Below are 21,746 nucleotides of genomic sequence, written 5' to 3'. Positions count from 1 at the left end.
TGTTACTCACCCGTTCGCCACTAATCCACCCCGAAGGGCTTCATCGTCCGACTTGCATGTGTTAAGCACGCCGCCAGCGTTCATCCTGAGCCAGGATCAAACTCTCCGTCAAAAAACAGAAAAACAATCCAGGCCAACGCCCAGCCCAACTGCACCGGGGTGCAGCAGACCAGACAAAATCAGCCATCAAAAAAATGGCATCGAATCGAACATGGCACACTATTGAGTTCTCAAACAACCGGTCCCCCCGGAACATCAGCCAGAACCATCTGACCCGCTCCGAAGCAACTTCTCTAACCTACCCGCTCGGCTTCTCCGAGTCAAACTGGCCAAGCGGCCAACGACCTTTTCGATGCTGAGCAAGGGGATTCGCGCCGTGGTCTCCCCGGCGCGGTACAGAACTATACCACCGTTCGGACGGGGCGCCAACCCCTGCGCAGGAAGCTTCCAAGGGCCCGGAATCACGCGGATCCCGGGCCCTCGGAAGCGGTACGAACGGACGCGTCAGACCTGGACGTCCGGCTCAAGGTACACGGCGCCGAGCGGCGGAAGGGTCAGCGTGGCCGAGGCCGGTTTGCCGCCCCACTCACGCTGCTCGGCCATCACCAGCCCGCCATTGGTGACACCGGACCCGCCGTACTCGGTCGCATCCGTGTTGACTACCTCGCGCCAAGCTCCAGCGGAGGGCATGCCTACGGTGTAGTCGAGGTGGGGGTTGCCCGCGAAGTTCACGATGCACACGAGCGGCTTGCCGTCCGTTGACCAACGGATGAAGGACACGACGTTGTGCTCGCCGTCGTCGCCCCTGATCCATTCGAAGCCCGCGGGATCATTGTCCTGGGTGTAGAGCGCCGGAGTGCGGCGGTAGATCCCGTTGAGATCCCGGATCAGCCGCTGGAGTCCCTTGTGGGGCTCAGTGTCCGCGACCCACCAGTCAAGGCCGTGCTCCTGGTTCCACTCCCCCTCTTGCCCGAACTCACAGCCCATGAAGATGAGCTGCTTCCCGGGGTGCGCCCACTGGAAGGCGTAGTACGCGCGGAGGTTGGCGAGCTGCTGCCACCGGTCTCCGGGCATCTTCCGCAGCATGGATCCCTTGCCGTGCACGACCTCGTCGTGGCTGATCGGCAGGAGGAAGTTCTCGCTGAACGCGTACATGATCGAGAAGGTGATCTTGTTGTGGTGCCAGCGCCGGTTGATTGGGTTCTCGTGGATGTACTGCAGCGAGTCGTGCATCCAGCCCATGTTCCACTTGAGCCCGAAGCCGAGCCCGCTCATGGAGGTCGGCTTGGTCACGCCGGGGAACGCGGTGGACTCCTCGGCGATCATGACGATGCCGGGGTTGCGCCGGTACGCCGTGGCGTTCGCCTCTTGGAGGAAGGAGATCGCCTCGAGGTTCTCCCGACCCCCGAACTGGTTCGGCCGCCACTGGCCCTCCTTGCGGGAGTAGTCCAGATAGAGCATCGACGCGACGGCATCCACGCGGAGGCCATCGACGTGGTACTCCTCGAGCCAGTACAGCGCGTTCGCCACCAGGAAGTTCCGTACTTCGGTGCGGCCGAAGTTGAAGATGTACGTGCCCCAGTCCGGGTGCTCGCCCTGCATGGGGTCAGCGTGCTCGTAGAGCGGCTCTCCGTCGAAACGGGCAAGCGCCCACTCGTCCTTCGGGAAGTGGGCCGGAACCCAGTCCACGATCACGCCGATGTCGGCCTGGTGCAGCTGGTCCACCAGGTACTTGAAGTCGTCGGGGTGCCCGAAACGGGAGGTCGGGGCGTAATAGGACGTGACCTGATAACCCCACGAACCGCCGAACGGGTGCTCTGCGACCGGCATGAACTCGACATGGGAGAAGCCCATCTCGCGGACGTAGTCCACGAGTTCCTTGGCGAGGTCCCGGTACGAGAGCCCCGGACGCCACGAGCCAAGGTGCACCTCGTACACGCTCATCGGCGAGTTGTGGGGGTCGTGGACCGAGCGACTGCGCATCCAGTCGTCGTCCTTGAAGGCGTAGCGCGACTCGACCACGCGGGAGGCCGTGCGCGGCGGAACCTCGGTGCCGAACGCCATCGGATCCGCACGCTCGACCCAGTGGCCGCTCTTCGTCAGAATGCCGAACTTGTAGCACGCCCCTGCTTCAACGCCCGGGATGAAGATCTCCCACACCCCGGACGAGCCGAGGCTCCGCATGGCGTGCTCGCGGCCGTCCCAGCCGTTGAAGTCGCCCTTCACTTGGACCGCCAGTGCGTTGGGCGCCCAGACCGAGAAGGACGTGCCGTGGATGTCGCCCATGACCGAGTGGAAGCGCTGGACGTGCGCCCCGAGGGCCTTCCACAGCTGCTCGTGCCGGCCTTCCCCGATGAGGTAGAGGTCGAGTTCCCCGAGGGTGGGCATGAAGCGGTAGGGATCGTCGTACGTCACCATGTGGCCGTCGCCGTATTCGACCTCGAGGCGGTAGTCCGGAACCCCGCCCTCCTCGGTGGGAGGCAGAGCCACGACCCAGACGCCGTGGAATTCGTGGCGCAGCGGCACCGAGCCGTTCGGGGTGATCGCTGTGACACCCGTGGCGAGATGCTTGAGCGTGCGGATGGTGACGCTTCCGTCCTCGCCGAGGTGTGCTCCCAGGACGGCGTGGGGGGCGTGGAACGATCCTGCCGCGATGCGACTCAGCACATCCTGGGGAACCGGGATGGGTGTCGCCGACCCCATGGCATGGGCACCCTGCTGGTCAGTGTGCTCTGACACGTCGTTCTCCTCTCGTCGGCGGCCGTCCGCCGCCTCTTCTGAAAGTCCGTCTGGGCGGGCGGGTGGCTCGCCTTCATCCTTGCGGACGTAGGGCGCCAGCGCCGATCGCACGGCACGAAGCGGAATCTCCGCCCATGCAGGCCGGTTGCGTTCCTCGTAGCCCACCTCGTAGAGCGCCTTGTCGAGCCACAGCGCGGCGAAGAGCGGGCCTCCGAAGGGATCTTCCTGCGGCAGGATCTCCGCGTAGCCTTCCCAGAAGGCTCGGCCGGCGCCGTCGGCCCAACCGGCTGGAACGCGGGCGGCGGGCACGGTGCGCTCTGCGGCACCGGCCGCGTAATCGAACGAGCGGAGCATTCCGACGACGTCGCGCAGCGGAACGTCCGGCAGGCTCCGTTCGGAGACCGGCCGCAGCGGCTCGCCCTCGAAGTCGAGAATGGCGTAGGGCCGCTCTGCGTGGTCGGGGAAATGCAGGATCTGGCCGAGGTGAAGGTCCCCATGGATCCGTTGAACGCGGAGGCCCGCAGCCTGACCGGCGAGCGTCTCGAGGAGCCGCTCGAGCGCGACCTCCGGCAGACCGATGCTCGCCCCGACCTCGTCCCAAGCCGAGCGAAGGCGCCCGGCGAGGGTTCCGACGAACTCGATGGCGGCGTCGTCGTCCAGCTTGGTGCTCCCGAGGCTTGCCTCGAGCGCCTGATGGACACGCGCAGTCGCCCGTCCTAGGCCGCGCGCGTGCGCGCTGAAGTCCTCCCCGGCTGCGGCGGCGTCGAGCGCGAGCTGCCACAGGTCCTGCCCGCCGGGCAGGAATTCGTGGACGACGGCGAGCTGGCCTCGCGCTGTTCCCTCGCCTCGGAGGCTCCAGGCCCCGTCGACCCAGCCAAGGGTGGCGGGGACATCGGCGGCGCCGGCGCGCGCGAGGGCAGCGCCGAGTTCGACCTCGGGGTTGAGCCCGTCAGCGGGCTGGCGCAGGACTTTGACCATCGCAGCGGCCTCGCCGTCCCGCACCACAATCGAGCTGTTGGACTGTTCGCTCGAGAGCACCTTGCACTCGAGGTCGCCGTCCGGGATGCGGCCGGCACCGCTCGTGCGGCCCCACGCTGTCCCCGCCTTGGCCGGGCCACCCGACCCGACAAGGGCAAGGAGCCCGCGGACGAAGGCAGGATCGTGGACGCCGTCGTAGACCCACAGAGGTCCGGACGCCGAATGCTCGCTCCTGCCCACAAGCGCGTGCTCCGCGCTGGGAAGCGGTTCACGACGGTAGGTGAGCGGCACGTTGAGCATGGTTTCGAGCCGGCCCGCCTTGACGCGCACGAGGAGGATCTCGATCTCGGCCTCGCCGCGCGGATCCTCGAGGCGGACGTCTCCGGCTCGGACGAACTCCGCCTGACGGCCCTTCGCGGGGTACCAGCGCTGCGACGGGAGCCACCGCTCGAGCAGCTCCGCGATCGGTGGCGTGAGGAAATGCTCTTCTCCGGTTGTCGTCATTCGACCAGTTCCCCCTGGTGAGTTTCAGACGTGATGATCGGCATGGCCTGAGTGAAGGGGCTGCTCGGCACGCTTCCGGCGCTGCGGATGCGCAGCCAGTAGTAGCCGTGCGGGCCGAGGGTGATGTGGAAGCGTCCATCGTGCCCCACTTGGGAGAAGGGCTCCCCGCCGAACAGGTCCCGAAGGCCCCGGCCCTCGAACCCGACGAGGTCGAGGGACGAGGCGACTGGGTGTCCCGAGAGGTTGAAGACGCAAAGGACGGTCTCGCCCGGTTCCCCCGGGATCTCGTTCGGCTTCAGCTCGCGGACGAATGCGAGCACCTGCTCGGAATCGGCGTCGATATTGCGGTACGAGCCGAGCCCGAACACCGGGTGCCCGCGGCGCACGCCCAAGATGTTCCGCGTCCAGCGCAGGAGCGACCCCGAATGGGCCATCTCCGCCTCGACGTTGGCCATCGAATAGTGGTAGACGAGCGACTGGATGGTGGGCAAGTAGAGCTTGCCCGGATCGGCGACCGAGAATCCGGCATTGCGATCGGGATTCCACTGCATCGGCGTACGGACCGCGTCCCGGTCCTGGAGCCAGATGTTGTCCCCCATCCCCACTTCGTCCCCGTAGTACAGGAACGGGCTCCCGGGAAGGGAGAGGAGCAGCGCGTTGATGAGTTCGATCTCGTGCCGCGAATTGTCGAGCAGCGGGGCGAGGCGCCGCCGGATGCCGATGTTCGCGCGCATTCGGGGGTCGGAGGCGTACCACCCCAGCATCGCCTCGCGTTCCTCGATCGTGACCATCTCGAGGGTCAGCTCGTCGTGGTTCCGGAGGAACGTGCCCCATTGGGCCCCCGCCGGGATGTTCGGCGTGTCCGCCATCGTGTCGATGATGGGCTTCGCGCGCTGGTCTCGGAGGGCGTAGTAGAGGCGCGGCATGATCGGGAAGTGGAAGGCCATGTGGCACTCCGGCGCCTCTTCCGTCCCGAAGTACTCGACCACCTCATGGGGTGGCTGGTTCGCCTCGGCGATGATGATGCGGCCCGGGTAGTTCTGGTCCATCATCGCGCGGAGCTTGACGAGGAACTCGTGTGTGGCGGGGAGGTTCTCGCAGTTCGTGCCCTCCTCCTCGAACAGATAAGGGATCGCGTCCGCACGGATGCCGTCCACACCCTGGTCGAGCCAGAACTTGAACACGTTGAAGACTGCCTCGACCACGGCCGGATTCTCGAAGTTGAGATCGGGCTGGTGGCTGAAGAAGCGGTGCCAGAAGAACTGCCGCCGGATGGGATCGAACGTCCAGTTCGACTCCTCCGTGTCGATGAAGATGATGCGGGCCTCGGTGTACTTCTGGTCGGTGTCGCTCCAGACGTAGAAGTCCCCGTAGGGGCCGTCCGGGTTCCGCCGGGACTCCTGGAACCAGCGGTGCTGGTCCGAGGTGTGGTTGAGGGGAAGGTCGATGATGATCCGCACGCCCCGCGCGTGGGCCTCGGCCACGAGGCGCTGGAAGTCGCTGATGGACCCGAACTCCGGCAGGACCGACTCATAGTCGGCGACGTCGTAGCCGCCGTCCCGCAGCGGGGACTCGAAGAACGGAGGAAGCCAGAGGCAGTCGACCCCAAGCCATTGCAGGTAGTCGAGCTTGTCGATGAGCCCTTGGATGTCTCCCGATCCATCACCGTTCGCATCCGCGAAGGCCCTGACGAGAACCTCGTAGAACACCGCCTTGCGGTACCAGTACGGATCGTGCTGGAGACCGGGCGCGTTCACGTTGAAATTCTGCTTCGCCTGCTGGCCTAGGTTCATCTAGCGTTGCTCCTTCCGACGGTTCAACCGACGTGTCCGGGCAGTGAGGCTACGTTAGCGCCACCGCTGCCCGGCGGCTATGGGACTGTCAGCGCCGCACGTGCAGGATGTGAGCCGGCTCGAAATACGAATCGAGCCGCACGTAGTTGTCCACTCCCCACTGCCAGCTTTGCCCAGAAATCAGGTCGTCAACACGGAACTTTCCCTCGGCGTCGAACAGTCCGGCGTCCAGGTCCAGCGCGGCGAGGTCCAGATGGACGGAGCATTCCCGGGCGCTGTGCGGGTCGACGTTCACGACGACGATGAGCGTGTCCTTCGTGCCGTCCTCGAGGACCTTGTGCTTCGAGAACACCAGGATCGCCTCGTCCGTGCTCCAGTGCAGGGTCAGATTCTGCAGGTCCCACAGTGCCGGGTGGGCGCGCCTGATCTCGTTGAGCCGGGTGATGTACGGCGCGAGCGACCGCCCCTCAGCCTCGGCCTGCGCCCAGTCGCGCTGCTTGTATTCATACTTCTCGTTGTCGATGTACTCCTCGGCACCCGGACGTGCCACGTGCTCGAAGAGCTCGTACCCCGCGTAGACACCCCAGGTCGGCGCGCCCATGGCCGCGAGCACCGCGCGGATCTTGAATGCCGGGCGCCCGCCGTACTGGAGGTACTCGGTGAGGATGTCCGGGGTGTTCACGAAGAGGTTGGGGCGGTAGAACGGGGCCCATTCCTTCGAGATCATCGTGAAGAACTCTTCGAGCTCCTCACGCGTGTTCCGCCACGTGAAGTATGAGTAGGACTGCTGGAACCCGGCGCGGCCGAGCGCCTTCATCATCGCGGGCCGGGTGAATGCCTCCGCGAGGAACACGACATCTCCGTGCTCCTCGTTGACCTTCCCGATCAGCCACTCCCAGAACCACACCGGCTTGGTGTGCGGATTGTCCACGCGGAAGATCTTGATCCCGTGGTCGATCCAGAGGTTCACGACCCGCAGCACCTCGCGGCTCAGGCCCTCCGGATCGTTGTCGAAGTTCAGCGGATAGATGTCCTGATACTTCTTCGGAGGATTCTCGGCATACGCGATAGAGCCATCGACCCGCGTGGTGAACCATTCCGGATGCTGGGCGACCCAGGGGTGATCCGGCGAAGCCTGGAGCGCGAGGTCGAGCGCGACTTCGAGGCCGAGCTCGCCGGCGCGCGCCACGAACGCGTCGAAATCCTCGAACGAGCCAAGATCCGGGTGGATGGCGTCGTGCCCGCCGTCGGCCGAGCCGATCGCCCATGGCGATCCGGGATCGCCGGGCCCTGCGTTGAGGGAGTTGTTCGGTCCCTTGCGGAACGCGACGCCGATGGGGTGGATCGGGGGGAGGTACACCACGTCGAAGCCCATCGCGGCGACGCCCGGGAGGCGCTCGGCTGCGGTGCGGAAGTTCCCAGAGGTCCACTCGCCCGTCTCGGAGTTGCGCCACGCACCCTCGGACCGCGGGAAGAACTCGTACCAGGCGCCCCGGCCAGCCCGGTCGCGCTCGACGAGGAGGGGATACCGTTCCGTGGAGGTCACGAGCTCGCGGATCGGTTCACGCGCGATCGCCGCGAGCACCTCGCCGGACTCGCCGGCGGCCAGACGCTCGGGAACGGCGCGGCTGGTGTCGGCCAGCCCGTCCGCGGCGAGTTTGAAGACGGCGCGGTCGACGTCGGAGCGCTCCTCATCGTCGGCGGCCTCACCGAGGAGCTTGGCCCCCTCCGCGAGCATGAGCTCGACGTCGACGCCCGCGGCGATCTTGATGTCCGCGTTGTGGTGCCACGTGCCGTAGCGGTCATGCCACGCCTCGATGGTGAAGCTCCAGAGGCCGGGCCGGCTGGGCGTGAATGCCCCTCCCCAGCGGTCCAGCCCGGGCCCCAGGGACTCGAGCCTCACCCGCTGCTCCACCTTGCCCTCCGGGCTGTAGAGGACCGCCGACACGCCGAGCGCGTCGTGTCCCTCTCGGGTCGCGGTTGCCGTCACGGGGATCGTCTCGCCGGGCAAGGCCTTGGCGGGAAAGCGGCCCCCTTCTACCACGGGTGAGACATCGGTGATGGGGAACCGTCCGAAACGGAGCTCCTCGGGAATCGCGGGCTCAAGTCCAGGCACAGCAGGGTCCTTTCGCGGGGGCCGATTCAAGCGCCACCATAGCCCGGGCAGCGGCCGAATGCGAAGGACGTGACGAGCGTGCTGGCGCGAAATTGCACCCGTGCATTCGTGATTCACCCCATCGTTACCTGAAGGTATTCAGCATCGTCATGCCCTCGGATAGGGTGGCGCTCGTGAAGGCCATTCGACGATTCACCGTTCGCACCGTGCTGCCCGCGCCCATCGCTGCGCTCGGTGACCTTGCCACCAACCTCCGCTGGTCATGGCATCAGCCGACTCAGGACCTGTTCGAGAGCCTCGACCCCGACCTCTGGGCCGAGAGCGAGCATGATCCCATTGGCTTTCTCGGGTCGGTGACGCGCGAGAAGATGACGGCCCTCGCGGAGGATCCGGACGTCGTGGAGCGCATCGCCGCGGCAGGCGAAGATCTGCGGCAGTACCTTGAGGATCCGCGGTGGTACCAGACGCTCGGCGCTGATTCACCGCGGTGCATCGCCTATTTCTCGCCCGAGTTCGGCATCACGGAGGTCCTCCCGCAGTACTCGGGCGGCCTTGGCATCCTCGCCGGCGACCACCTCAAGGCGGCGTCGGACCTCGGCGTGCCGCTCATCGGGGTCGGCCTCCTGTACCAGTCGGGCTACTTCAAGCAGTCCCTCTCCCGGGACGCGTGGCAGCAGGAGACGTATCCGGTCCTCGACCCGGACGCCCTGCCGCTCACGCTCCTGAAGGAAGAGGACGGCTCCCCCGCCGTCGTCACGCTGCCCCTGCCCAACGGCCGCAAGCTGCACGCGCACGTCTGGCGTGCCGACGTCGGGCGTGTTCCGCTGCTCCTGCTCGACTCGAACGTCCCCACGAACGACGACGGCGCCCGCGCCATCACCGACCGCCTCTACGGCGGCGGTGGAGACCACCGCCTCCAGCAGGAGCTGCTCCTCGGGATGGGCGGCGTCAAGGCGCTGCGGATCTTCGAGCGGCTCACCGGCGCTCGGGCGCCAGAGGTGTTCCACACCAATGAAGGGCACGCTGGCTTCCTCGGCATCGAGCGCATCCAGGAGCTCATGTCCGGCGAGGAGCCCCTCAGCTGGGACGAGGCCCTGGTCGCTGGCCGCGCCTCCACCGTCTTCACGACCCATACCCCTGTAGCGGCGGGCATCGACCGCTTCGACGCGGCGCAGATCAAGTTCTTCTTCGACGCCGGCCTCGCGCCGGACGTGCCGACCGCCAAGATCCTCGAGCTCGGACGCGAGAGCTACGACGGCGGTGATCCGTCAGTCTTCAACATGGCCGTGATGGGCCTCCGGCTGGCTCAGCGCGCCAACGGCGTCGCGAAGCTCCACGGGCAGGTCTCGCGGGCGATGTTCTCGGGCCTCTGGCCGGGCTTCGACCATTCGGAGGTGCCGATCACGTCGATCACGAACGGTGTCCACGTGCCCACGTGGATCGACCCCGCGGTCACCACGATGGCGGACATCATGGAGCCGGGCTCGGCGGCCGGCGGCCGCTGGGACCTCGTCTTCAACGTGAGCGACGAGGAGATCTGGGCCGTCCGGCGCAAGCTGCGCGGGCGGCTCATCGAGGACGTCCGACGCCGGGTGCGGGCTGCGTGGAAGAAGCGCGGCGCGGCGGATGCGGAGTTGGGCTGGACTGACTCCGTGCTGGATCCGGACGTGCTCACGATCGGCTTCGCCCGGCGCGTGCCGACCTACAAGCGGCTCACGCTCATGCTCCGCGACCCCGCACGGCTCAAGCGCCTCCTGCTCGATCCAGAGCACCCCATCCAGATCGTCATCGCGGGCAAGTCCCACCCGGCGGACGACGCCGGCAAGCGGATGATCCAGGACCTCGTGCGCTTCACGGACGACCCGGAGGTCCGCCACCGGATCGCGTTCCTGCCGAACTATGACATCGCCATGGCGCGGACCCTGTTCCCCGGCTGCGACGTCTGGCTCAACAACCCGCTCCGCCCGCTCGAAGCCTGCGGCACCTCGGGCATGAAGGCCGCCATCAACGGCTCCCTCAACCTGTCCGTGCTGGACGGCTGGTGGGATGAGATGTACGACGGCGTCAACGGCTGGGCAATTCCCACCGCCAGCGACAAGGCCAGCCCCCACGAGCGGGACGATGTCGAGGCGGCAGCGCTCTACGACCTCATCGAGAACCAGGTGGCCCCGCGTTTCTATGGCGCGCCCAACAAGGTGGGGGGTGCAGACTCGGCGGGAGCCGCTGGGCCGTCGTCGACCGCCGGGACGAAGGGCGTGCCGAAGCACTGGATCTCCATGATCAAGCACACCCTCTCGCATCTTGGCCCCGCGGTGTCCGCAGACCGGATGCTCGGCGACTACGTCCGCGAGCTCTACACCCCTGCCGCGCTCTCGGGCCGCGCCGTCCGCACGGACGACTTCCGGCAGGCCCGCGAGCTCGCAGCGTGGACCAAGCACGTGCGGACCAACTGGTCGCAGGTGCATGTAGAGCACATCGATTCGAGCGGCCTGTCCGAGGTCCCCCAGATCGGCGATCGGCTGCACGTCAACGCGTACCTCAATCTGGGCGTGCTCAACCCTGCTGATGTGCGGGTCGAGCTGGCCTACGGCCGCGTGGACGAGAGCGACGAGCTCACTGATACGCACATCGCCGAACTCGAGGCTGTGGAGAACCTCGGCAACGGCCGGTATCTCTTCGACGGAACCGTGAGCGTGGACCACTCGGGCGCGTTCGGCTACACAGTGCGGGTCATGCCGCAGCACGAGGGACTCGCCTCGAAGGCGGAGCTCGGTCTCGTGGTGAACGCGGGCTGACGTCCGGAGGTCACGGGGTCTTGCCGTACACCGCCCTGGGGTGCGAGACCCCGGCCTTCGGCCCGCCCTCTCGGGCGCGGTAGATGGTCAGGGACCAGGGCTCGGCCACGTCCGCCTGACCGCTCGCGAACACCGTTCCGATCCGTTGCTCGCCCCTCTGTGCCGTCGAATACCGCAGTTCGAACGCGTACTCGTTCCCGAACGGCTCCGGGAACACGAGGTCGGTCACGTCGGGTGAGCCGTTGATGACCACGAGTCCGTCCAGATAGCCCTCGCGTGACCCGAGGAGGAACTGGAGGACCCGCTCCTGCGGATCCTGCCACCGATCGGGGTCCATGGGCAGGCCATCGGCGCCGAACCAGTGGAAGTAGTTGCTCTCCTCCCGTGCGGGATAGCTGGCCGGCTGGCGCTCGAGGAAGTCGCGCCGGATGCGGATGAGCCACCTGGTGTGGTCGAGCAGCTCGCGACCCGCGCTGTCGAGATTCCAGTTGAGCCACGTGGTCTCGTTGTCCTGGCAGTAGGCGTTGTTGTTGCCCTGCTGGGTCCGGCCGAATTCGTCCCCCGCGGTGATCATGGGAACGCCGAGCGAGACCATGAGGGTGGCCATCATGTTCTTGGCCGACTGGGTCCGTTTCGCGATGATCGATTCCACCTCGGTCCGTCCCTCGAACCCGTGGTTGAAGCTGCGGTTGTGGACGGCGCCGTCGCGGTTCTGCTCGCCGTTCGCCTCGTTGTGCTTGCGGTGGTAGGCGCAGAGATCCGCCAACGTGAAGCCGTCGTGTGCCGTGACGAAGTTGACGGAGGCGAGCGCGGTGCGCCCCGATGCCGCGAACAGCCCGTGGGAACCGGACACCACGTCGGCGAGCCGCGCCGTCGGCCCTCCCATGCCCCCGCCCTCGATCGCGCCGCGATCCGAAAGCCAGAATTCCCGCACTGTGTCCCGGTAGTGATCGTTCCAGTCGGCCCAGCCCTGGGGGAAACGCCCCGTCTGCCATCCGCCCACGCCGATATCCCAAGGTTCGGCGATGAGCTTGGTCCGCGCCACCACGGGGTCGGCGGCGGCCGCGACGAGGAACGGATGCAGGGGCGTGAACGAGTGCTGTGAGTCCCGGCACAGCGTCACGGCCAGATCGAACCGGAAGCCGTCGATCTGGAATTCCTCGACCCAGTACCTCAGGGAGTCCAGCGCCAGCTGAACCACGCGCGGGTTCCCGAAGTCCAAGGTATTGCCGCACCCGGTGGTGTCGATGTAGCGGCCTTCGGGGTCAGTCCGGTAGTAATAGCGATCGCCGAGGCCCCGGAAGCTGATGACCGGGCCATCCGGGCCTTCCTCCGCTGTGTGGTTGTAGACGACGTCGAGGATCACTTCGATGCCGGCCGCATGGAGCAGCTTCACCATCCCCTTGAGCTCGTCGAGCACGGCCTGAGGGCCGGCCTTCTGCGCCGCCTGGGTGGCGTACTCGGTATGCGGCGCGAAGAACGCGGCGGTGTTGTAGCCCCAATAGTTGGGCAGGGCGAGGTCTTGGAGGTGGGTCTCGTCGAGGTGGAAGTGGATGGGCAGCAGCTCGATCGCAGTGATGCCGAGCGACTGCAGGTGGGCGATCATCACCGGGTGGGCCATGCCTGCGTAGGTGCCGCGGAGCTCCTCCGGGATGTCCGGATGGCGCATGCTCTGGCCGCGGACGTGGGCCTCGTAGATGATCGAATCGCGCCACGGAATTCCAGGCTTCCCCACGCCGCCCCAGTCGAAGTGGTCGTGGACGCGGACCGCCACCAGCTGATCTCGCGTGAAGTCGCCGTCGGCATCCGGGAGTTCCACGACGTCGACGGCCCGGGCGTAGGGGTCGAGCAGCAGCTGGGCCTCCGCGACCATGGGCACCCTGCCGTTCGGCTTGGTCCGCGCCGCGAAGGCGTACCGCGTGCCCTCAGGCATCCCGGCTACGAGCCCGTGGTGCACCCCGTCCGTGAGCTCGGGAAGGGGCTCACGATGCCACGTGCCGCTCTCGTCGAGGAAGTGCACGTCCACGGCCTCTAGTCCCGGTGCGTAGACGGCAAGGTTCACCGTGTGGGTCGCCTGCTGCTCTGCGCTGCGTGCGGGCGTGAGCCCGAGCGGGAACGGCTGCGATGGGGTGACCACGAAGGCCAGCGGCATCGTCATGTTGCTGCTCATCACGCCATATCCTACTGAGGCGCGGGTGGACCCTCCGCGGTGACTACTTAGAGCGGGACCCGGTTTGCGAGGACTGGGAGCGTCCGCCGGGCCTCTTCCACGGCCTCGGTGTCGATATCCGCGTACAGGATCTCGGGCGCGTCGCCGGCGCGTTCGATGAGATTCCCGAAAGGCCCGACGACGGCGCTGCGGCCGATGCCCGTTGGCGCACCATGGCGCGCCTCGACTCCCGCGGCTGCTGGGTCCGACTGCCCACAGGCCAGCACATAGCTCGTGGTGTCGACGGCCCGTGAGCGCACCAGAAGGTCCCATTGGGCTGCCTTGCCCGGGCCCGCCCCCCACGAGGCGCAGACGAGCTGGACGTGGGCGCCGGCGCTCGCGTTCGCCGTGAACAACGCGGGGAAGCGCACGTCGTAGCAGGTGGCGAGCCCGAAGGTCACGCCGTCGAGCGTGAACTGGACCGGCTGGGTCCCGGGGGTGACGGTCTCCGACTCCTTGAAGCCGAACGCGTCATACAGGTGGATCTTGTCGTAATGCGCGTCGATCCCGCGTCCGTGGACCAGCAGCGTGTTCCGCACCGTGCCCGGCTTCCCGGGGGTGAACATTCCGGCGACCACCACCACACCGGCCTCATCGGCGGCGGCGCGCACCGCCGTCGCCCACGGACCGTCCAGCGGCTCCGCGATGTCCACGAGGGAGTTGCCGAACGCGCGCATCATGGCCTCGGGGAAGACGACGACGGCGGCCCGCCGCGCCGCCGCCTCCCGCAGCCGAGCACGAAGCAGCTCGAGGTTCGAGTCGAGGTCGCGGCCGCTCGTCAGCTGGACGAGGGCCACTCGCATGACGGTCACTTCGCCTCCGCGCGGCGGGTGGAGATCTCGTAGAGCGAGATGGCCACCGCCATCCCGGCGTTGAGGGACTCCATGTGCGAATCGATGGGGATCGAGACGATCTGGTCGCACAGCTCGCGCGTGAGGCGCGAGAGGCCCTTGCCCTCCGAGCCGACCACAAGGACCACGGGCTCGGTCGCGAGCTCGAGGCCCGGGAGCTGGACCTCTCCCCCGCCGTCGAGACCGAGGACGAAGTACCCGGTCTCCTTGGCCTGCCGCAGGACGGTGTTGAGGTTGGCCGCCTTCGCGACCGGAACGCGGACGGCGGCCCCGGCGCTCGTCTTCCAGGCCGCAGCCGTCATCCCGACGCTGCGGCGCTCCGGAACGATCACGCCCTGACCGGAAAAGGCGGACGCCGAGCGGATGATGGCGCCGAGGTTGCGCGGGTCGGTGATCCCGTCGAGCGCGACGAAGAGGGGCGTGGAAGCGACATGCCCCTTGCGCCACTTCTCCATCGTGTCCTCGATCAGCTCGAAGGCGTCGGGGTACTCGTACTGCGGGATCTGCAGCGCCAGTCCCTGGTGGATGGCGTCACCGGTCATACGGTCCAGCTCGGGCTTCTGCACCTCGAGCAGCGGGATCCCGGCCTCGGCGGCGAGCTTCATGGACTCGCGCACGCGGTCGTCCATCTCGATCCGCACCGCGACGTAGAGGGTCTTCGCGGGCACGCCCGCACGGAGCGCCTCGACCACGGAATTGCGGCCCGTGACCATCTCCTCCATGCCCTTGGGGCGCCCGCTGCCGCGACCTTCCGCGAGGCGGCCAGCGCTGCCCTGGCGCTTGGCAGCCGATCGCTCCGCGAGCTGCTTGGCCCGGTGGGCCTTGTGGTAGACGCGGTCCTCTGCCTTCGGCGTGGGGCCCTTGCCCTCGAGGGCCTTGCGCCCGTGGCCTCCCGTGCCTACGGTCGCGCCCTTCTTGCTCTTGCGCGCCCCGGGGCGCCCGTTGACGGCCATCATGCTCCCATTCCGGTGGTGGTGATCTGGGGTTGCGCGAGGCTCCAGGTGGCCCCGTCTGCGGAATCCTCGACGGCGATCCCCGCCGTCGAGAGGCGTGCTCGGATGGAATCGGCGGTAGACCAGTCCTTGGCCGCGCGGGCCGCAGCTCGGGCCTCGAGCTGGTCGGCGACCAACGCGGCCAGCGCGTCGAACGCCAGGCGCTGCTCGCCGTCGTCGGCCGCTCCCGCCCCGCGGCCCGCGGCATCGAGCCCGAGCACCTCGGTCATGGCGAGGACCTCGCCGAGCGCTTCGGTGACCACGTCGACGTCGCCCTCGGCCAGCGCCGTGTTCCCGCGGCGGACCGTCTCGTGGAGCACGGCGAGGGCCTGCGGGACGTTGAGGTCGTCGTCCATCGCGAGGCCGAAAGCCGCCGGAACGCGCCCAGTCGCGACGGTCTCGGTCTTGGCGCCCGCCTTCGCGATGAAGCCATCGATGCGTTCGACGGCGGCCGCGGCCTCCTGCAGGGACGTCGGCCGGTAGTCGAGGACCGAGCGGTAGTGGGCCTGGCCGAGGTAGTACCGCACCACACGAGGGCTCGCGACGGCGAGCATCTCGGCGGGCGAGATCACGTTGCCGATCGACTTGGACATCTTCTCGCCCTCGTAGGTGACCATGCCGTTGTGCATCCAGAAGTTCGCAAAGCCGTCTCCGGCCGCCGTGGATTGCGCAAGCTCGTTCTCGTGGTGCGGGAAGCGCAGGTCGAGGCCGCCGCCATGGATGTCGAATCGGGGGCCGAGGTACTTCGTCGCCATGGCCGAGCACTCGAGGTGCCAGCCGGGCCGCCCGCGGCCCCACGGGGAAGGCCAGCTCGCAGTCTCGGGCTCGCCGGTCTTGTAGCCCTTCCAGAGCGCAAAGTCGCGCGGATCCCTCTTCCCCCGGGGATCGGCGTCCGTCGCCGCCTGCATGTCGTCGATGCTCTGGTGAGTGAGAGCCCCGTACTCGGGCCAGGAGCGGACGTCGAAGTAGACGTCGCCGGAGCCGTCCTGAGCGGGATACGCGTGGCCGCGCTCGATGAGCCGCGCGATGAGCTCGTGCATCTCGGTCATGTGGCCCGTCGCACGGGGCTCGTACGTGGGGCGCTGGACCCCGAGCGTCTCGTACGCGTCCTCGAACTCCTGCTCGTAGCGGTAGGCGAGCGCGAACCACTGCTCGCGCGGCCGGTAGGTGCCCTCAGGGACGAAGTCCGGTGCGAAAGAGGCCTCGCTCTTGGCCAGGATCTTGTCGTCGATGTCCGTCACGTTCCGGACCACCGTCGTCTCGAATCCGCGGTACTGGAGCCACCGGGTCAGCTGGTCGAAGACGATCGCGGACCGGACGTGCCCCACGTGAGGGGAACCCTGCACCGTCGCGCCGCAGTAGTACACGGTCGCCTGACCGGGCACGAGCGGGACGAAGTCGCGGACTTCCTGAGCGGCGGAGTCGTAGAAGCGGAGGGTCACCTGAGAAGTCTAGCCACCGCAGATCTTGCCGACGCTGTTGTAGGCGTCGGTGAGCTGCTTCTTCTGATCGCCACTGAGGACGCCCGCCGAGGAGTCGGCCATCTTCTTCTGGACATCCGCCATGTTCTGGATGAGGACGCCGATCGAGGGGTCGACCTTCTTGGCAACGTCCGCGAAGTGCTCGGCGCTCTGCTTCGCCTGCTCGACCTGCGTCCCGGTCGGCTGGAAGTTGTCGCTCTGGAGGTACTTGCAGCTGTCCTGGATGCTCATCCGCCCGTCTCCCCCGCAGGCCGTGAGGAGCAGGGTCAGGGCGAGGGCGGTGGAGGTCAGGGTCTTCTTCACGGCGAACTACTCTACTGGATCGGGTACACGAGGGCCGTCGCGACGGCAGCAACACCCTCCCGGCGGCCAGTGAATCCGAGGTGGTCGCTCGTGGTGGCGGAGACGCTCACCGGTGCCCCGGCGGCTTCCGAAAGGACCCGCTCCGACTCCTCGCGCCGGGGCGAGAAGACCGGCCTCTGGGCGACGAACTGCACGGAGATATTGCCGATCTCGAACCCGGCGGAGCGGACGATCCTTGCTGCCTCCGCGAGAAGCATCACCCCCGAGGCGCCCGCATATTCGGGCCGCGACGTACCGAAATGCGTCCCGAGGTCACCCACGCCCGCAGCTGAGAACAGCGCGTCGGCGGCGGCATGCGCCACCGCATCGCCGTCGGAGTGCCCCGCGAGCCCGCGCTCTCCCTCCCACAGGAGACCGCCGAGCCACAGGGGCTGAGGAGCGTCGTCGGGGGCGTAGGCGTGGACGTCCACGCCTACGCCGGTGCGGGGCACGATCATCATCGAAAGGTCCTGTTCTTCCCGATCCACGAGCGCCTCGGCGACGTGGAGGTCCAGCGGAGTAGTGATCTTCAGCGACCTCGGGTCCCCCGGGACCACGTACACCGGCAGGCCGATGGACTCGACGAGCATCGCGTCGTCGGTGATGGCCGCGGCCCGCTCCGCCGGCCACGTCTGGGCGGCAAGATGGGCCCGGAGGAGGGTCTCGGCGTCGAACCCCTGGGGCGTCTGGACCGCTCGAAGCTGTTCGCGGGCCGGGGTTCCGGTGACCACCTCGGCCGCGAGGGCCGCCTCGTTGCCGCTCGTCGGGGCGACGCTCTTCACGGTGTCCACCACGGGCAGAACCGGGATCACCGCGGCGGCTCCGCGGCGCAGGGCTCCGGCGACCCGGAGGAAGACCTCCGCGGGTGTGAACGGTCGAGCCGCATCGTGGACGAGGACGTGGGCGATGCCGGGCCGAAGGGCTTCGAGCGCCGCGCGGACCGAATCGGCTCGGCTCGCTCCGCCGCGGACCACGGTCACCTCGGGAATCTCTCGCCCCAGGTTCGCACGCTCCTCGGTGAAGGCGCGGCACACGGCTGCGAGCCCGTCGTCGTCCGCGGGAACCGCGACGCAGACCTGCCGCGCGATGCCCGCGTCCACGACGCCGCGGAGCGCGTGCAGGAGCATCGGTTCGCCGCCTACCGGCACGAGCGCCTTCGGCATTCCGTACCCGAGGCGGGTGCCTGCACCCGCAGCGACGATGACGACGGCGGCCGGCGGCTCAGGCGGCAGCGCTGCCGGTTCGCTGGGGGAAGTCACGGCGTCAAGCCTAACGTCAGGCGCGCGTCCTTCCGTGGCTTCCTGCCGTCCTCCCCAGGTTCTGCGCCGCCCTCCCCACGTTTACGGGCCACGGCGTCGCAGCTTCCTTGCCTTGCCGCGAGATCACTGAGGCCGGTTGGCAGGAGTCGGGGAAGGAGGCAGAAGAGCTGGGGAGGACGGTCATGAAGCTGGGGAGATCGCCCGAGGGGCCCCGGCAGGGCACCAAAAAGCCCCCGCAGCGACGCTGCGGGGGCTTCGTAGAGCCTGGGTTCAGGACGCGAGAACCTCGTCGAGGACGCTCGCTGCCTGCTCCTCATCCGTCTTCTCCGCCAAAGCCAGCTCGGAGATGAGGATCTGCCGAGCCTTGGCCAGCATGCGCTTCTCACCCGCGGACAGGCCGCGGTCCTGATCGCGACGCCACAGGTCGCGGACGACCTCGGCAACCTTGATCACATCGCCGGAGGCGAGCTTCTCGAGGTTGGCCTTGTAGCGGCGGGACCAGTTCGTGGGCTCTTCCGTGAATTCGGCACGGAGGACATCGAACACATGCTCGAGGCCTTCCTTGCCCACAACGTCACGGACGCCAACGAGGTCCACGTTTTCAGCTGGTACTTCAATCGTCAGATCACCCTGGGCCACTTTGAGCTTGAGATACATCTTCTCTTCGCCCTTGATAGTGCGCATTTTGATCTCTTCGATCTTGGCTGCACCGTGGTGGGGGTAAACAACCGTCTCGCCAACCTCAAAAACCATGTGGACATTCCCCTTTCCCGCTGATCAGTCTATCACGGTTGCCGCTGCAGCCCGGCCGAGGGAGGCCCCGCGATCGGCGGAATGACGCGGGAGAGCGGTTTCTCGGTGGCCTCGGCAGGGCTTGACGAACCATCAAGAAAGTGCTTCACGTCACCCTCACGGGTGTCGCGGAATCTACGATCTGTCGAAATTCGGGCTACGCTAGGGGCGACCAGACCTCTTCCACCCATCTACAGGAGCGAGCTGTGCGTTTCACTGCTTCGACCCCCGCCGCGCGCGTTGCCCTCGCAGCCGCTCTCGGCGTGGGCCTGCTGACGGCCACCGGCTGCGGATATATCAACCCGCAGCAGACGTCCATCCAGTACTCGGCCTCCGACGGCGTCCGCGCCGACGTCGGTTCCCTGCAGCTGCGCAACGTGCTCATCGTCTCCTCCGGCAAGAGCGGTTCGGCGACGACGCCGGGCCCTGACGCCGCTGGCCGCCTCATCGGCTCCCTGTACAACACGTCGTCCCAGGACCTCACCGTCTCGCTGTCGACCGCGAACTCGAGCCCGGTCACGGTGACCGTTCCCAAGAACGGCAACGTCCACCTCGAAGGGTCCACCCCGGTCACCTTCTCCCACGTCGGCGGCGTCCCCGGTTCACTCGTGGACGTCCAGGTCTCGGCGGGCTCGTCGAACCAGACCGTGAAGATCCCCGTCCTCGACGGCACGCTCGAGGAGTACCGGCAGTTCCTGCCGACGTCCTCGGCCAGCGCTTCGTCGTCCTCGAGCGCATCTGCATCGTCGAGCGCTTCGGGATCCTCCAGCGCATCGGCATCGTCGAGCGCCTCTTCGTCCTCGAGCGCGTCGGCAACCCCCTCTGCTTCGGCGACCCACTGGGGTTCACGCCACCGTGCCGGCCGCTCGCCCCTCCCGGGGCGAGCGGCCGTCGTCGTTCTGGCAGTCGATGGGGGCTCAGGGCTCGAATTTGTAGCCGAGCCCGCGGACGGTCACGAGGTAGCGCGGGTTCGAGGGGTCAGGCTCGATCTTGCTCCGCAGCCGCTTGACGTGGACGTCGAGCGTCTTGGTGTCGCCCACGTAGTCCGAGCCCCACACGCGATCGATGAGCTGGCCACGGGTGAGCACGCGTCCGGAGTTGCGAAGCAGCATCTCGAGGAGCTCGAATTCCTTGAGCGGGAGCGCCACCTGCTCGCCGTCGACGCTCACCACGTGCCGTTCGACGTCCATGCGCACTGGGCCGGCCTGGACGGTCGAGGAGATGAGCTCCTCGGGCTCGCCGTGCCGCCGCAGCACCGCGCGCACGCGGGCCACGAGTTCGCGGGAGGAGTACGGCTTGGTGACGTAGTCGTCGGCGCCGAGCTCGAGGCCCACGACCTTGTCGATCTCCGAGTCCTTGGCGGTGAGCATGATCACGGGGACGTTGGAGCGCTGGCGCAGCTGGCGGCAGACCTCGGTCCCCGGGGTGCCGGGAAGCTGCAGGTCCAGAAGCACGAGGTCCGCGCCGTTCCGGTCGAACTCCACGAGCGCCTCGGTGCCGTTGTCCACGACCTCCACCTCGTAGCCCTCCTTGCCGAGGAGGAATGAGAGGGGGTCGCTGAACGACTCTTCGTCCTCCACGATCAGGATCCTGCTCAAGCCATTGCTCCTTGCTCGGGGGGCCGCGCGGCCCCGTTTTGCCGTTCTTGGTCCTGCTCCATCTCGGGCAGCCGCACCGTGAAAGTCGACCCCTTGCCGAGCTGCGACCACACGGTGACCTCGCCGCCGTGGTTCTCCACCACGTGCTTGACGATGCTCAGGCCCAGGCCCGTGCCGCCCGTCTGTCGGGACCGCGCGGCGTCCACGCGGTAGAAGCGCTCGAACACCCGATCCTGATCCTCGGGCTTGAGACCCTCGCCCTGATCCGCGACGGACACCGAGACGAGGCCGTCCTTGTCCTTGATCCCGATCCCCACCTTGGTGTTCGACGGCGAGTAGCGGATCGCGTTGTCGATGAGATTGCGGAAGGCGTTCACCAGCAAGTCCGGGTCGCCGAAGACCTTGTGCTGGCTCGAACCGCCGACGACGACGGAAATCCCCTTCGCCTCGGCCGCGAGCCGCGAGCGGTCCACGGCTTCCGCCACGACCTCGTTGACGTCGACGTCCTTGCCCTGGTGCACGATGTCCGCGCCTTGGAGCCGGGAGAGCTCGATGATGTCCTGGACGAGGGCTGCCAGACGGCTCGACTCCTTGCGCATGCGCTGGGCGAATCGGCGCACCGCGTCCTCGTCGTCGGGACTCGCCTCGAGCGCCTCTGCGAGGAGTGAGATTGCGCCGACAGGCGTCTTGAGCTCGTGGGAGACGTTCGCCACGAAGTCGTTGCGGATCCGTTCTGTCCGCGTGATCTCCGTGCGGTCGTCCGCGAGGAGCAGGATGTATTCCTCGCCGAGCATCGCCGCCCGGACCTGGACGATGATGGAGCCCTGGCCGATCGGACCGCGGGGGAGCTCGAGCTGCTGCTCGATCACCACTCCGTTCCCCCGCACCTTCGCCGTCATCTGGAGAAGCTCGCGGTGGACAACCGTGTGCCCGCGGACGAGGCCGTACGCGTAGGCTGCGGGGCTGGCGCGCACCACGCTGTCGATCGCGTCGACGACGACGAACGCCTTGCCGAGGACCGCGAGGACGTCGGCCGCCCCCTCCGGGAAGGAGACTTCCCCCGGGGAGCCCTCCAGGAGGGCGCGCTGCCTCTCGCTCGCCCGGAACGCGAGGACGCCGAATGCCCCGAAGGACAGGCCGAGAAGACCCGCCACGATGCCGACGACGAGAGGATCCACTCCTTTAGCTTAGGGCTCGGGACTGGGCCAGCTGCCGTAGTTTGCCGCCATGAGGGGCCGGTTCACGTATCGTTCACCCAAGGGCGGTCAACTATTCATCTGCCGCTGAGAGTGTGACG

At 67.6% G+C, this 21,746-nt stretch carries 14 protein-coding genes and 1 rRNA gene; 1 reads left to right on the top strand and 14 read right to left on the bottom strand.

From position 1 onward, the window contains the following. The 4 genes from E5679_RS10805 to E5679_RS10790 form a co-directional block, all read right to left on the bottom strand. A 16S ribosomal RNA gene (locus E5679_RS10805) occupies window positions 1-112 on the bottom strand; the annotation flags it as partial. A 392-nt stretch (window positions 113-504) separates the two neighbouring features. Next, a complete protein-coding gene (gene glgB, locus E5679_RS10800; RefSeq protein WP_138415602.1) occupies window positions 505-4,221 on the bottom strand; it encodes a 1,4-alpha-glucan branching protein GlgB in 3,717 nt (1,238 codons plus the stop codon). Then, window positions 4,218-6,014: a maltose alpha-D-glucosyltransferase gene (gene treS, locus E5679_RS10795; protein WP_138415600.1), complete on the bottom strand. Its 1,797-nt coding sequence runs from the start codon at window positions 6,012-6,014 to the stop codon at window positions 4,218-4,220. The genes glgB and treS overlap by 4 nt, the downstream gene beginning before the upstream one ends. An 88-nt stretch (window positions 6,015-6,102) precedes the next feature. Beyond that, window positions 6,103-8,130: an alpha-1,4-glucan--maltose-1-phosphate maltosyltransferase gene (locus E5679_RS10790; protein ID WP_138415598.1), complete on the bottom strand. Its 2,028-nt coding sequence runs from the start codon at window positions 8,128-8,130 to the stop codon at window positions 6,103-6,105. A 173-nt stretch (window positions 8,131-8,303) separates the two neighbouring features. Between E5679_RS10790 and glgP the strand changes: the two genes are divergently transcribed. After that, window positions 8,304-10,925 carry an alpha-glucan family phosphorylase gene (gene glgP, locus E5679_RS10785; RefSeq protein ID WP_212746928.1) on the top strand — a complete coding sequence of 874 codons (2,622 nt, stop codon included), beginning with the start codon at window positions 8,304-8,306 and terminating at the stop codon, window positions 10,923-10,925. Between the two features lie 10 nt (window positions 10,926-10,935). Here glgP and glgX read toward each other — a convergent pair whose 3' ends face one another. The 10 genes from glgX to E5679_RS10735 form a co-directional block, all read right to left on the bottom strand. After that, window positions 10,936-13,083, bottom strand: coding sequence for a glycogen debranching protein GlgX (gene glgX, locus E5679_RS10780; RefSeq protein WP_138415666.1), 2,148 nt, complete (start codon window positions 13,081-13,083; stop codon window positions 10,936-10,938). A 59-nt stretch (window positions 13,084-13,142) separates the two neighbouring features. Further along, a complete protein-coding gene (locus E5679_RS10775; RefSeq protein ID WP_138415664.1) occupies window positions 13,143-13,937 on the bottom strand; it encodes a carbon-nitrogen hydrolase family protein in 795 nt (264 codons plus the stop codon). Between the two features lie 5 nt (window positions 13,938-13,942). Beyond that, on the bottom strand, window positions 13,943-14,938 hold the full coding sequence (rlmB, locus tag E5679_RS10770) for a 23S rRNA (guanosine(2251)-2'-O)-methyltransferase RlmB (RefSeq protein WP_138415662.1): 996 nt from the start codon (window positions 14,936-14,938) through the stop codon (window positions 13,943-13,945). Then, complete coding sequence (gene cysS / locus E5679_RS10765) at window positions 14,938-16,419, bottom strand: cysteine--tRNA ligase (RefSeq protein ID WP_138415596.1); 1,482 nt, start codon at window positions 16,417-16,419, stop codon at window positions 14,938-14,940. The genes rlmB and cysS overlap by 1 nt, the downstream gene beginning before the upstream one ends. Before the next feature lie 9 nt (window positions 16,420-16,428). Beyond that, window positions 16,429-16,761 (bottom strand): hypothetical protein, encoded by a 333-nt coding sequence (locus E5679_RS10760; protein ID WP_138415594.1) that lies wholly within the window; start codon window positions 16,759-16,761, stop codon window positions 16,429-16,431. 11 nt (window positions 16,762-16,772) lie between these two features. After that, complete coding sequence (ispD, locus tag E5679_RS10755; RefSeq protein WP_249336073.1) at window positions 16,773-18,059, bottom strand: 2-C-methyl-D-erythritol 4-phosphate cytidylyltransferase; 1,287 nt, start codon at window positions 18,057-18,059, stop codon at window positions 16,773-16,775. A gap of 270 nt (window positions 18,060-18,329) precedes the next feature. After that, entirely contained in the window at window positions 18,330-18,812 is a 483-nt protein-coding gene (locus E5679_RS10750) for a CarD family transcriptional regulator (protein ID WP_043124850.1), read from the bottom strand. Window positions 18,813-19,008: 196 nt separating this feature from the next. Continuing rightward, window positions 19,009-19,524: a hypothetical protein gene (locus E5679_RS20835; RefSeq protein ID WP_171042332.1), complete on the bottom strand. Its 516-nt coding sequence runs from the start codon at window positions 19,522-19,524 to the stop codon at window positions 19,009-19,011. A gap of 244 nt (window positions 19,525-19,768) precedes the next feature. Then, a complete protein-coding gene (locus E5679_RS10740; protein WP_138415592.1) occupies window positions 19,769-20,449 on the bottom strand; it encodes a response regulator transcription factor in 681 nt (226 codons plus the stop codon). Further along, window positions 20,446-21,627: a sensor histidine kinase gene (locus E5679_RS10735; protein ID WP_138415590.1), complete on the bottom strand. Its 1,182-nt coding sequence runs from the start codon at window positions 21,625-21,627 to the stop codon at window positions 20,446-20,448. The genes E5679_RS10740 and E5679_RS10735 overlap by 4 nt, the downstream gene beginning before the upstream one ends. Window positions 21,628-21,746: the final 119 nt, after the last annotated feature.

This window comes from Sinomonas gamaensis, from assembly GCF_005876955.1.
Taxonomy (GTDB): domain Bacteria; phylum Actinomycetota; class Actinomycetes; order Actinomycetales; family Micrococcaceae; genus Sinomonas; species Sinomonas gamaensis.
The sequence above is the reverse complement of the archived record's forward strand: the minus strand, read 5'-3'. Positions and strand labels throughout refer to the sequence as shown.

Bases quoted from the DNA above. Each gene is read 5' to 3' on its own strand.
- glgB (WP_138415602.1), bottom strand. From the start codon at position 4,221: ATGACGACAACCGGAGAAGAGCATTTCCTCACGCCACCGATCGCGGAG.
- treS (WP_138415600.1), bottom strand. From the start codon at position 6,014: ATGAACCTAGGCCAGCAGGCGAAGCAGAATTTCAACGTGAACGCGCCC.
- glgX (WP_138415666.1), bottom strand. From the start codon at position 13,083: ATGACGATGCCGCTGGCCTTCGTGGTCACCCCATCGCAGCCGTTCCCG.
- E5679_RS10775 (WP_138415664.1), bottom strand. From the start codon at position 13,937: ATGCGAGTGGCCCTCGTCCAGCTGACGAGCGGCCGCGACCTCGACTCG.
- rlmB (WP_138415662.1), bottom strand. From the start codon at position 14,938: ATGGCCGTCAACGGGCGCCCCGGGGCGCGCAAGAGCAAGAAGGGCGCG.
- E5679_RS10750 (WP_043124850.1), bottom strand. From the start codon at position 18,812: ATGGTTTTTGAGGTTGGCGAGACGGTTGTTTACCCCCACCACGGTGCA.